Genomic DNA, 11,405 nt, shown 5'->3' with positions numbered 1-11,405 from the left:
GCAATTGGTATTAACTTGCGAGCCGCCGTGCTTTCCCGCACAACGGTGGCAAATTGAAACCGGGATAAAGTGGGAGAGAACAATGGCTGATGACCGGCGCGCAGAACTCGAGGAATTGCTGAAGCTGCAGCGGAGCGCATTCACCGCATCGCGGCCCGAAAGCATGTCTCAACGCAAGGATCGCATCCGGCGGGCGATGGCTCTTGTGAAAGACAACGCCGACGCGTTCTGCAAGGCGATGAGCGCGGATTTCGGCAACCGCTCGATGGAGCAATCGTTGCTCACCGATATCGGCGCGACCGTCGGCGCTGGCAAGCACGCGCTCAAGCACATGGACAAGTGGGCCAAGACCGAAAGGCGCCCGGTCCAATTCCCGCTGGGCCTGCTGGGGGCCAAGGCCGAGGTGCGTTACGAGCCAAAGGGCGTGATCGGCATTCTCAGCCCGTGGAATTTTCCGGTCAATCTGGCCTTTGCCCCGCTGATGCAGGTTCTGGCGGCCGGCAATCGTGCAATGATCAAGCCGAGTGAATTCACCGAGCGGACAAGCGCGCTGATGGCCGAACTGGTGGAGGAATACTTCACCCGTGACGAAGTCGCGGTTGTCACAGGCGGGCCGGAAGTGGCGGCTGCATTCTCATCGCTGCCCTTCGATCATCTCGTCTTCACCGGATCGACCGCGACAGGTCGGCGGGTGATGCAGGCCGCGGCGGAGAACCTTGTTCCGGTGACGCTGGAACTGGGCGGGAAATCACCCGTCATCATGGGCCGCAGCGCCGATTTCGCCAAGGCGGGCGAACGGATCGCGCTGGGCAAGATGATGAACGCCGGGCAAATCTGCCTCGCACCGGACTATCTTTATGTGCCCGAGGACAAGCAGGACGAAGCCGTGGCGGGTGTCGCATCGGGGGTCTCCGCGATGTATCCCACCCTGCTTGAAAATGACGACTACGCTTCGATCGTGTCCGACCGTCACTTCGAGCGGTTGCAGGGGCTTGTCGAAGACGCCCGCGAGAAGGGCGCCGAGGTGATCGAGGTCAACCCCGGCAACGAGGATTTCGGAAACGCCAACCAGCGAAAAATGCCGCTCAACATCCTGAAAAACGTCAATGACGACATGAAGGTGATGCAGGAGGAAATCTTCGGCCCGGTCCTGCCCGTGATGACCTACAAATCGGTCGATCAGGCGGTGGATTACATCAACGAACATGATCGCCCGCTCGGCCTCTATTACTTCGGAGAGGATCAGGGCGAGCAGGAGCGGGTGCTGACCCGGACGATTTCGGGCGGCGTCACCACCAATGACGTGATCTTCCACGTCTCGATGGAAGACCTGCCGTTCGGCGGGGTCGGCCCGTCAGGTATCGGCAGCTATCACGCGATCGAAGGCTTCCGCGAATTCAGCCACGCCCGCAGCACCTATCACCAGCCCAAGATCGATATTGCCAAGCTGGCAGGGATGAAGCCGCCCTATGGCAAGGCGACTGAAAAGGCGGCGGCCGGCATGATGAAGTAGGCCGTTTGGTGCATCAGGCCGGGGCGGGACCCCGGCCTCCCTACGTGATTGACATTATTGCAGGCGATCGTTCGATTTTCTGCAACAGATATACGCAGCTTTGCCCGAGTCGAGCCCTTGCGCAGGGGGTTCTTGGCGCGTAGGGGCTCCGCATTGGGATTAATTACGCTTGGACATCGCCGTGATCGACCTCGCTCAGTATCTGCCGATACTGCTGTTCATCGTGATCGCCTTCGGGCTTTCATGTCTTTTCGTGTTCCTGCCGATGGGCGTGTCGCGTCTGACGGGCGCTCACAATCCGGATGCGGAAAAGTTGTCCGAATATGAATGCGGCTTTCCCGCATTCGAGGATGCGCGCAGCCAGTTCGACGTGCGTTTCTACCTCGTCGCGATCAGCTTCATCATCTTCGATCTCGAAGCGGCGTTCCTGTTCCCCTGGGCGGTGAGCCTGGGCGAAACGCAATGGGTCGGATGGATCGGCATGATGGTGTTTCTCGGCATCCTTGCCATCGGCCTTGCCTATGAATGGAAGAAGGGAGCTCTGGACTGGGAATGAGCACCGTAGTCACCCCTCCAACCAGCCTGCCGGACATTGCCGCGCTTGAAACCGCCAAGGGCGGCGAAGTGCGTATGCCCGATCAGGATTATTTCAACGCGCTACAGACCGAGGTGAACGACAAGGGTTTCCTCGTCACCAGCACCGAAGACCTGTTCCAGTGGGCGCGCACCGGCAGCCTGTGGTGGATGACTTTCGGCCTCGCGTGCTGCGCGGTCGAGATGATCCATGTGAACATGCCGCGTTATGACATGGAGCGTTTCGGCGCCGCGCCGCGCGCCAGCCCGCGCCAGTCGGACGTGATGATCGTCGCGGGGACGCTCTGCAACAAGATGGCTCCGGCGCTGCGCAAGGTTTACGACCAGATGTCTGATCCGAAATATGTGATCAGCATGGGCAGCTGCGCCAATGGCGGCGGCTATTACCACTATTCCTACAGCGTCGTGCGTGGCTGTGACCGGATCGTTCCCGTCGACATCTACGTGCCCGGCTGCCCTCCGACGGCAGAGGCGCTGCTTTATGGTGTGATGCAGTTGCAGCGCAAGATCCGCCGGGTCGGCACGATCGAGCGGTAAGGACCAGTCATGGCAGTTCTCCATTCCGCCCCCAAATTCGCTTCGAACGATGGCGTGATCGACGCGCTTGGCGAAAGCGTCAGCGTGTGGCTGCACGGCGCGCACGAACAGCATGGCGAGATCGTTCTCGTTGCCCGGCGCGAGGATATCCAGACGGTCCTGCGCACGCTGCGTGACGAGCATGAATACCAGCAGCTGATGGAAATCGCCGGGGCCGACTATCCGGATCGCGCGGAGCGGTTTGAAGTCGTCTACATGCTGCTCTCGCTCACCAAGAACCACCGCGTGATGGTCAAGGTCTCGACCGACGAGGAGACCCCGGTCCCCACGGTCACGACGCTGTGGCCCAATGCCGGCTGGCTCGAGCGCGAGGTGTTCGACATGTTCGGCGTGGTGTTTGACGGCAACCCCGATCTGCGCCGCATCCTTACCGACTATGGCTTTGAAGGGCATCCGTTCCGCAAGGACTTCCCGATGACCGGCTATATCGAGCTGCGTTATTCAGAGGATGAAAAGCGCGTCGTCTACGAACCGGTCGAACTGCCGCAGGATATGCGCACGTTCGACTTCCTGTCCCCGTGGGAAGGATCGGACTACGTGCTGCCGGGTGATGAAAAGGCCGATGCGCCTGCTCCTGCCCCCGAAAAAGTCGAAGACGAGGTCGAAACCCCTGCCGATGCGGTGGAGTTCGACATTGCAGAGGAGGACGACTGATGGGCGTCCACATCGAGGAATCGCCAACCACTGACGGCGATGTGATCCAGAACTACACGATCAACTTCGGTCCTCAGCACCCGGCCGCGCACGGCGTGCTGCGCATGGTGATGGAACTGGACGGCGAAGTGATCGAACGTGTCGATCCCCACGTCGGCCTGCTGCATCGCGGCACCGAAAAGCTGATCGAGCAGAAGACCTACCTTCAGGCTTTGCCGTATTTCGACCGGCTCGATTACTGTTCGCCGCTGTGTCAGGAGCATTCCTACGTTCTCGCGATCGAGAAGCTGCTCAATCTCGAAGTTCCGATCCGTGCGCAATATCTGCGTGTGCTGTTCGCCGAGCTGACCCGCATCTGCAACCACATGCTCAACATCGGCGCGCACGTCATGGACGTGGGCGCGATGACGCCGAACCTGTGGGTGTTCGAACTGCGCGAGGATTGCCTCAACTTCTTCGAACGCGCTTCGGGCGCGCGCATGCACTCGGCGTGGTTCCGCCCCGGCGGCGTGCATCAGGATGTGCCGGAAAAGCTGCTGGTCGATATCGGCGACTGGCTCGACAACCGGTTCTTCCAGCTGTTCGACGACGCGATGAGCCTCGTCATGGACAACCGCATCTTCAAGCAGCGCAATGTCGATATCGCCGTGGTGAGCCGCGACGATGCGATTGCATGGGGCTTTAGTGGCCCGATGATCCGCGCGGCCGGCATTCCGTGGGACCTGCGCAAGTCGCAGCCCTACGACGTCTATGATCGCATGGAATTCGACATTCCGGTCGGCACCAATTCGGACTGCTACGATCGCTTCATGGTGCGCGTGAAGGAAGTTCGCGAGAGCGCCAAGATCATCAAGCAGTGCCTCGCCGAGATGCCCAGCGGCCCGATCGCCAGCACCGACGGCAAGGTTTCGCCCCCGAAACGCGGCGAGATGAAGCAGTCGATGGAAAGCCTGATCCACCACTTCAAGCTTTACACCGAAGGCTTCCATGTGCCCGCGGGCGAAGTCTATGTCGCGACCGAAAGCCCCAAGGGCGAATTCGGCGTCTATCTCGTCAGCGACGGCTCCAACAAGCCGTACCGCTGCAAGATCCGCCCGACTGCTTTCTCTCACCTGCAAGCGATGGACATGATGAGCAAAGGCCACATGCTGCCCGACGCGACCGCTATTCTTGGCGCGATCGACGTCGTGTTCGGGGAGTGCGACCGGTGAGTAGCGTTGAACGTCTAGAAAACCTCTACAAGATGTTGGTCGGCGCTTCGCTCGCATTCGGCTTCAGCTATTATGTTTGGGGCGTTCAAAATGCGCGTGATGCGACTGTGTTCGTCGGCCTAATTGGGGCCGTCTGCTTCTTTTGGTCGCGAAATCTTCGCAATAAGGAATCTGCGGCTCATGGCTGACCGTACTCCCGCACCCGATACGCCTGAACTCCGCGCGCGCTGGGGCTCCTTCGAGTGGACGAAGGCGAACAAGGCGAAGGCGGATTATCACATCGCCAAGTACCCTGAAGGCCGCCAGAAATCGGCGGTGATGGCGCTGCTCGATCTGGCGCAGCGTCAGGTCGGCGCTGAAACCGACACGCAGGGCTGGCTGCCGATCCCGGTGATCGAATATGTCGCCAAGTATCTCGACATGCCGGTGATCCGCGTGCTCGAAGTCGCGACCTTCTATTTCATGTACAACATGAAGCCGGTCGGGAAATTCCACGTGCAGGTCTGCGGCACGACGCCCTGCATGCTGCGCGGCTCGGACGACATTATCTCCGCTTGCAAGAAGCGCGGGATGGTGAAGGGCGGAGTGTCCGAGGACGGGTTTTGGACCCTCACCGAAGTTGAATGCATGGGCAATTGCGCCACCGCGCCGATGGTCCAGATCAACGACGACAATTACGAAGACCTGACGGTTGAACGCCTCGACAGGGTGCTCGACGCGCTGGCCAAGGGTGAAACGCCCAAGGCAGGCACGCAGGAGCCGGGGCGTCACACCTCCGAACCCAGCGGCGGGCCGACCACGCTCAAGGAAATGGTCACCGAAAACCACGATTACCGGGGCGAATGGTAATGGATGGTGGGGTCATCGCGCTCGCCATGGGCGGGCTCATCAACTTTGGCGTGGGCGCCTATTTCTCGGCCACGGGCGAGGTCAACATGGGCATCGTGTTCATGGCGATTGGCCTCGCGCTGCAAGTGCTTTCGCTCGCGCGGATCAAGAAATTGAAGAAGAAGGGGTCGATTGATGCTGGCCGATAAGGATCGCATCTTCACCAACGTCTATGGCTTTCAGGACTGGGGCCTGAAGGCGGCGCAGGCGCGCGGCGATTGGGACAACACCAAGGCGCTGATCGAGCGCGGCCAGGACGCAATCATCGAAGAGATCAAGGCATCGGGCCTGCGCGGGCGGGGCGGGGCAGGCTTCCCCACCGGCCTCAAATGGTCGTTCATGCCCAAGGAATCGCGCGACGGACGGCCCAGCTTCCTTGTCATCAACGCCGACGAATCCGAGCCCGGTTCGTGCAAGGACCGCGAAATCATCCGCCACGATCCGCACAAGCTGGTCGAAGGGGCGCTGATCGCCGGTTTCGCCATGCGCGCGCGTGCGGCCTATATCTACATTCGCGGCGAATACATCCGCGAAGCCGAAGTGCTGCAAAAGGCTATCGACGAAGCCTATGCCGCCGGACTGATCGGCAAGAACGCATCGAAGTCGGGCTATGACTTCGACGTTTACATGCACCGCGGCGCAGGCGCGTACATCTGCGGCGAAGAAACCGCGATGATCGAAAGCCTTGAAGGCAAGAAGGGGCAGCCGCGCCTCAAGCCTCCGTTCCCGGCGGGTGCTGGCCTTTATGGCTGCCCGACTACGGTGAACAATGTTGAGAGCATCGCGGTGGTGCCGACGATCCTGCGGCGCAGCGCATCGTGGTTCGCCAGCTTCGGGCGTGAGAACAACAAGGGCACCAAGCTGTTCCAGATCAGCGGCCATGTGAACAAGCCCTGCGTCGTCGAAGAAGCGCTGAGCATCCCGTTCAGCGAGCTGATCGAAAAGCATTGCGGCGGCATTCGCGGCGGCAAGGACAATCTGCTCGCGGTGATCCCCGGCGGTTCTTCGGTTCCACTGGTTCCGGCCGAGCAGATCTGGGACGCGCCGATGGATTTTGACGGGCTCAAGGAACTGGGCTCGGGCCTCGGCACGGCGGGCGTGATTGTCATGGACAAGTCGACCGACATCGTCCGCGCGATTTCGCGCCTCAGCTACTTCTACAAGCACGAAAGCTGCGGCCAGTGCACGCCTTGCCGTGAGGGCACGGGCTGGATGTGGCGCGTGATGGAGCGCCTGCGGACCGGCGATGCGGCGATCGAGGAAATCGACATGCTGCACGAAGTGACGAAGCAGGTCGAAGGCCACACCATCTGCGCGCTGGGCGATGCGGCGGCATGGCCGATCCAGGGCCTCATCCGCCACTTCCGGCCGGAGCTTGAGCGTCGCATTCACGAGCACAACGCACAATTCGCAGAGGCAGCCGAGTAATGCCTAAAGTCACCGTAGACGGTCAGGAAATCGAGGTCCCCGCAGGCGCAACTGTGCTGCAGGCGTGCGAGATGGCGGGCAAGGAAATCCCGCGTTTCTGTTACCACGAACGCTTAAGTATCGCCGGTAACTGCCGGATGTGCTTGGTCGAAGTGAAGCCGGGGCCGCCCAAGCCGCAGGCTTCGTGCGCGTTGCCGGCTGCCGAAGGTCAGGAAATCCGCACCGATACGCCGATGGTCAAAAAGGCGCGCGAAGGGGTGATGGAGTTTCTGCTCATCAACCACCCGCTCGACTGCCCGATCTGCGATCAGGGTGGCGAATGCGATCTTCAGGATCAGGCGGTGGCCTATGGGCGCGGGGGTTCGCGCACCAAGGAGCACAAGCGCGCCGTCACAGAAAAATACATGGGCCCGCTGATCAAGACGATCATGACCCGCTGCATCCATTGCACCCGCTGCGTGCGCTTCTCCGAAGAGATCGCCGGCGTGGACGAAATCGGCGCGCTGTATCGCGGCGAGGACATGCAGATCACGACCTATCTTGAACAAGCGGCCAAGCACGAGCTGTCCGCGAATGTGATCGACCTTTGCCCGGTCGGCGCACTCACCTCGCGTCCCTATGCGTTCGAGGCGCGTCCGTGGGAATTGAAGCGCACGCTGAGCATCGACGTGTCGGACGCCGTGGGCACGAATATCTCGCTGCATTCCAAGGGCCGCGAAGTCATGCGCGCACTGCCGCGCATCAATGACGATGTGAACGAGGAGTGGCTGAGCGACAAGGGCCGCTATCAGGTCGATGGCCTGACAAAACGGCGTCTGGACAAGGTGTTCATCCGCAAGGGCGGAAAGCTGCAACCGGCAGGCTGGAGCGAGGCATTCGACACGATCGCCGAGCATCTGGGGGCGGACACCACCTCCATTGCGGCGGTTGCAGGCGACATGGTCGATTGCGAGACGATGTTCGCGGCCAAGGCGCTGCTCAATTCCTGCGGTTCGACCAAGCTCGAAGCGCGTCAGACCGGCATGACCTATGACGTGTCAAACCTTGCCGCGGTGAATTTCAATTCGACGCTCTCCGGGATCGAAACCGCCGATTGCATCCTGATCGTGGGCAGCCACATCCGCTGGGAAGCCGCGCTGGTGAATGCCCGCATTCGCAAGGCTGTGAAGCACGGCGCGAAGGTCTACATCATCGGCCCCGCATGGGAGACGACCTATCCGGCGACCTTCCTCGGCGAAGATTTGAAGGTTCTGAACCGCATTCCCAAGGATCTGGGCGACGCCATGAAGGCAGCAGAGCGTCCGGCGGTTATCCTCGGCGGTGCGGCGCTGGCGAAGGGCGCATTAGCCCCGGCGCTCAAGCTGGTGGACAAGTTCGGCCTCGTGAAAGATGGCTGGAACGGCTTCAACGTCCTGCACATGAGCGCGGCGCGCATGGGTTCGCTGATGCTCGATTTCACCGTGCCGGGCGGCATGGCTGAAATCGCCTCCGCCAAGCCAAAGGTGCTGATCAGCCTTGGCGCGGACGAGATGGACTACGAACCCTTCGCCGACAGCCTCAAGGTCTACATCGGCCACCACGGCGACAAGGGCGCGCACGCGGCGGACGTGATCCTGCCTGCTGCCTCCTACGCCGAGAAGGACGGTACCTACGTCAACACCGAAGGCCGCGTGCAATTCGCGGAGAAAGCCGTGTTCGCGCCGGGTGACGCGCGCGAAGACTGGACGATCCTGCGCGCGCTGGCCGATGCGCTGGGCGTTGCGGTCGGCTTTGACAGCTTTGGCGAGCTTCAGGCCGCGATGATCAAGGCGGTTCCGGCGCTGGGTGAAGAAGGCCTCGCGGATTACGGCGCGCTGCCCAAGGCGGACAGTAAGGCCAAGGCGGATGGCGAAATCACCGCCTATCCGGTCAAGGATTTCTACCTCACCAACCCGATCGCACGTGCCAGCGCGGTGATGCAGCAATGTTCGGCTGAACTGCTGCACGGCGACGAGATGAAGGAGGCTGCGGAATGACCGAGTTCTTCCAAGGTTTCGGCATGTCCTATGAATGGGCATGGACCGTCTCGACGCTGGTCGGGATCATCGTGATTTCGCTGCTCGTGATGTTCAGCGTCGCGATGGTGATCTATGTCGACCGCAAGGTGCTGGGCGCGATCATGCTGCGTCGCGGGCCGAACGTGGTCGGACCGTTCGGGCTACTCCAGTCATTTGCGGATGGCCTCAAGGTGTTCCTGCAGGAAACCATCATACCGAGCGCCGCGAACAAGGGTATCTTCCTGCTCGCGCCGATCATCACCTTCACGGTGGCGCTCGCCGCATGGGCGGTGATCCCGTTCGATGCGGGCGTGGTGCTAGCCGATATCAATGTCGGCTTGCTCTACATCCTCGCGATCAGCTCATTGGGCGTTTACGGCGTGGTGATGTCCGGGTGGGCGTCGAACTCCAAATACCCGTTCTTTTCCGCCATGCGCGCGGCGGCGCAGATGATCTCCTACGAGGTCTCGATCGGCTTCGTGCTGGTGTGCGTCGTGCTGTTTGCCGGCACGTTCAACATGACCGGCATTGTCGAGGCGCAGAAGGGCCACGGCCTTGGCATCATCAACGGCTTCTTCGTGAATCCGCTGCTGTTCCCGATGTTCGTCGTGTTCTTCATCTCTGCGCTGGCAGAGACAGCGCGCGCTCCGTTCGACCTGACCGAGGCGGAGAGCGAGCTGGTTGCCGGGTATCAGACCGAATATTCGTCCATGGCCTTCGCGCTGTTCTGGCTGGGTGAATATGCCAACATCCTGCTGATGTGTTCGCTGTGCACGCTGCTGTTCATGGGCGGGTGGCTGCCGCCGGTTGAATGGGCGCCGCTGTATTATGTGCCGGGGATCGTGTGGTTCCTGCTCAAGACCTTCGGCTTCTTCCTGATCTTCAGCTGGATCTGGGCGACCGTGCCGCGGTATCGCTATGACCAGTTGATGCGGCTTGGCTGGAAGGTTTTCCTGCCCATGAGCCTGATTTTCGTTGCTGCAATTTCCGGCTACCTGATGGCCACGGGACATTTCGCATGACCTCCGCAACCCAGCTCATCAAATCGTTCACCCTCTGGGAATTCCTCAAGGCGCACGCGCTGACCTTGAAGTACTTCTTCAAGCCCAAGGTGACGATCAACTACCCGTTCGAGAAGTCGCCGCTCTCCCCGCGCTTTCGCGGCGAACACGCGCTGCGGCGCTATCCCAACGGCGAGGAACGGTGCATCGCCTGCAAGCTGTGCGAGGCTGTGTGCCCGGCGCAGGCGATCACGATCGAGGCCGAACCGCGCGAAGACGGCTCGCGCCGCACCACGCGCTACGACATCGACATGACGAAGTGCATCTATTGCGGCTTCTGCCAGGAGGCTTGCCCGGTCGATGCAATCGTCGAAGGGCCGAATTTCGAATACGCCACCGAAACCCGCGAGGAGCTGCTTTACGACAAGGCCAAGCTGCTCGCGAACGGTGACAAATGGGAACGGGCCATCGCGGCCAATCTTGAAGCCGACGCACCCTATCGTTAAGGGCGCGCGGCTAGGGATACCGGGGACGGATAAACAGGGATCATGATACAGACACTCGCCTTCTACCTGTTCGCAGGGCTGGTCATCGCGAGCGCCGTGATGGTCATCATGTCGCGCAACCCGGTGCACAGCGTGCTGTGGTTGATCCTCGCCTTCTTCAACGCTGCCGGGCTGATGGTGCTGGTGGGCGCGGAATTCATCGCGATGCTGCTGGTGATCGTCTACGTCGGCGCGGTGGCGGTGCTGTTCCTTTTCGTGGTGATGATGCTCGACATCGATTTCGCCGCGATGCGCGCGTCCTTCATCAAGAATTTCCCGCTGGGGATCGCGATTGCGCTGATCCTGCTGGCTGAACTGCTGCTTGGCCTTGGCGCCTATAGCGCAGGTGGTCTGACGCTGGGCACGCCCGACACGATGGGCGCGGTGCGCACCGATGTCAGCAATATCGAGGCGATCGGCGCGCTGCTTTACGGCCCCTACATCGTGCTGTTCGAAATCGCGGGGATCATCCTGCTGGTCGCCATGATCGGCGCGATCGTCCTCACCTTCCAGCCGCCACCGCCGGGTATCCGCGCGCGTCAGGACGTGGGCAAGCAGATCAGCCGCCGCCCTGAAGAAGCAACCGTCATGAAGAACCCGCCAGTCGGGCAGGGGGTCGAACTGTGACCATCGGCATCGAACATTATCTTACCGTAGGCGCGATCCTGTTCGTGCTGGGCGTGCTGGGGATTTTCCTCAACCGCAAGAACGTGATCGTGATCCTGATGGCGGTCGAACTCATTCTGCTGTCGGTGAACATCAATCTGGTCGCCTTCAGCGCCTTTATGCAGGATCTGGTTGGTCAGGTTTTCGCGATGATGGTGCTTACCGTTGCGGCGGCAGAGGCGGCCATCGGGCTTGCCATCCTCGTCATCTATTATCGTGGCCGCGGCACCATCGCGGTCGATGATGTCAACCGGATGAAGGGATAAGCATCC

At 61.1% G+C, this 11,405-nt stretch carries 13 protein-coding genes; all 13 read left to right on the top strand.

The window, feature by feature from the left end; genetic code table 11:
- Positions 1 to 82 precede the first annotated feature (82 nt).
- Entirely contained in the window at positions 83 to 1,513 is a 1,431-nt protein-coding gene (locus tag AABA34_RS11005; protein ID WP_252257907.1) for a coniferyl aldehyde dehydrogenase, read from the top strand.
- Positions 1,514 to 1,694: 181 nt separating this feature from the next.
- Positions 1,695 to 2,069, top strand: coding sequence for an NADH-quinone oxidoreductase subunit A (locus AABA34_RS11000; protein ID WP_034954816.1), 375 nt, complete (start codon positions 1,695 to 1,697; stop codon positions 2,067 to 2,069).
- Positions 2,070 to 2,143: 74 nt separating this feature from the next.
- Positions 2,144 to 2,644, top strand: a complete 501-nt coding sequence (locus AABA34_RS10995) for a NuoB/complex I 20 kDa subunit family protein (RefSeq protein WP_034954815.1) — start codon at positions 2,144 to 2,146, stop codon at positions 2,642 to 2,644.
- 9 nt (positions 2,645 to 2,653) lie between these two features.
- Positions 2,654 to 3,358 (top strand): NADH-quinone oxidoreductase subunit C, encoded by a 705-nt coding sequence (locus AABA34_RS10990; RefSeq protein ID WP_338302662.1) that lies wholly within the window; start codon positions 2,654 to 2,656, stop codon positions 3,356 to 3,358.
- On the top strand, positions 3,358 to 4,569 hold the full coding sequence (locus AABA34_RS10985; RefSeq protein ID WP_034954163.1) for an NADH-quinone oxidoreductase subunit D: 1,212 nt from the start codon (positions 3,358 to 3,360) through the stop codon (positions 4,567 to 4,569). The genes AABA34_RS10990 and AABA34_RS10985 overlap by 1 nt, the downstream gene beginning before the upstream one ends.
- A 180-nt stretch (positions 4,570 to 4,749) precedes the next feature.
- The gene (gene nuoE, locus AABA34_RS10980) at positions 4,750 to 5,418 is read left to right on the top strand and encodes an NADH-quinone oxidoreductase subunit NuoE (RefSeq protein ID WP_338302659.1); all 669 of its coding nucleotides are present in this window, start codon (positions 4,750 to 4,752) and stop codon (positions 5,416 to 5,418) included.
- A complete protein-coding gene (locus AABA34_RS10975; protein ID WP_338302657.1) occupies positions 5,418 to 5,606 on the top strand; it encodes a hypothetical protein in 189 nt (62 codons plus the stop codon). The genes nuoE and AABA34_RS10975 overlap by 1 nt, the downstream gene beginning before the upstream one ends.
- The gene (gene nuoF / locus AABA34_RS10970; protein WP_338302656.1) at positions 5,593 to 6,885 is read left to right on the top strand and encodes an NADH-quinone oxidoreductase subunit NuoF; all 1,293 of its coding nucleotides are present in this window, start codon (positions 5,593 to 5,595) and stop codon (positions 6,883 to 6,885) included. The genes AABA34_RS10975 and nuoF overlap by 14 nt, the downstream gene beginning before the upstream one ends.
- Positions 6,885 to 8,900, top strand: a complete 2,016-nt coding sequence (gene nuoG, locus AABA34_RS10965) for an NADH-quinone oxidoreductase subunit NuoG (protein ID WP_338302654.1) — start codon at positions 6,885 to 6,887, stop codon at positions 8,898 to 8,900. The genes nuoF and nuoG overlap by 1 nt, the downstream gene beginning before the upstream one ends.
- A complete protein-coding gene (gene nuoH, locus AABA34_RS10960) occupies positions 8,897 to 9,943 on the top strand; it encodes an NADH-quinone oxidoreductase subunit NuoH (RefSeq protein ID WP_338302652.1) in 1,047 nt (348 codons plus the stop codon). The genes nuoG and nuoH overlap by 4 nt, the downstream gene beginning before the upstream one ends.
- Positions 9,940 to 10,428 carry an NADH-quinone oxidoreductase subunit NuoI gene (nuoI, locus tag AABA34_RS10955; protein WP_338302650.1) on the top strand — a complete coding sequence of 163 codons (489 nt, stop codon included), beginning with the start codon at positions 9,940 to 9,942 and terminating at the stop codon, positions 10,426 to 10,428. The genes nuoH and nuoI overlap by 4 nt, the downstream gene beginning before the upstream one ends.
- A gap of 42 nt (positions 10,429 to 10,470) precedes the next feature.
- Entirely contained in the window at positions 10,471 to 11,094 is a 624-nt protein-coding gene (locus AABA34_RS10950; RefSeq protein WP_338302648.1) for an NADH-quinone oxidoreductase subunit J, read from the top strand.
- Positions 11,091 to 11,399 (top strand): NADH-quinone oxidoreductase subunit NuoK, encoded by a 309-nt coding sequence (gene nuoK, locus AABA34_RS10945; protein ID WP_034954143.1) that lies wholly within the window; start codon positions 11,091 to 11,093, stop codon positions 11,397 to 11,399. The genes AABA34_RS10950 and nuoK overlap by 4 nt, the downstream gene beginning before the upstream one ends.
- The last annotated feature ends 6 nt before the right edge of the window (positions 11,400 to 11,405 follow it).

It is taken from the genome of Erythrobacter sp. Dej080120_24, assembly GCF_036322605.1.
Classification (GTDB): domain Bacteria; phylum Pseudomonadota; class Alphaproteobacteria; order Sphingomonadales; family Sphingomonadaceae; genus Erythrobacter; species Erythrobacter aurantius.
Note: the sequence above shows the minus strand (reverse complement) of the source record. Positions and strands in the feature narration are given on the sequence as shown.

Bases quoted from the DNA above. Each gene is read 5' to 3' on its own strand.
- AABA34_RS10990 (WP_338302662.1), top strand. From the start codon at position 2,654: ATGGCAGTTCTCCATTCCGCCCCCAAATTCGCTTCGAACGATGGCGTG.
- AABA34_RS10985 (WP_034954163.1), top strand. From the start codon at position 3,358: ATGGGCGTCCACATCGAGGAATCGCCAACCACTGACGGCGATGTGATC.
- AABA34_RS10975 (WP_338302657.1), top strand. From the start codon at position 5,418: ATGGATGGTGGGGTCATCGCGCTCGCCATGGGCGGGCTCATCAACTTT.
- nuoE (WP_338302659.1), top strand. From the start codon at position 4,750: ATGGCTGACCGTACTCCCGCACCCGATACGCCTGAACTCCGCGCGCGC.
- nuoH (WP_338302652.1), top strand. From the start codon at position 8,897: ATGACCGAGTTCTTCCAAGGTTTCGGCATGTCCTATGAATGGGCATGG.
- nuoF (WP_338302656.1), top strand. From the start codon at position 5,593: ATGCTGGCCGATAAGGATCGCATCTTCACCAACGTCTATGGCTTTCAG.
- AABA34_RS11005 (WP_252257907.1), top strand. From the start codon at position 83: ATGGCTGATGACCGGCGCGCAGAACTCGAGGAATTGCTGAAGCTGCAG.
- AABA34_RS10950 (WP_338302648.1), top strand. From the start codon at position 10,471: ATGATACAGACACTCGCCTTCTACCTGTTCGCAGGGCTGGTCATCGCG.
- nuoG (WP_338302654.1), top strand. From the start codon at position 6,885: ATGCCTAAAGTCACCGTAGACGGTCAGGAAATCGAGGTCCCCGCAGGC.
- nuoI (WP_338302650.1), top strand. From the start codon at position 9,940: ATGACCTCCGCAACCCAGCTCATCAAATCGTTCACCCTCTGGGAATTC.
- AABA34_RS10995 (WP_034954815.1), top strand. From the start codon at position 2,144: ATGCCCGATCAGGATTATTTCAACGCGCTACAGACCGAGGTGAACGAC.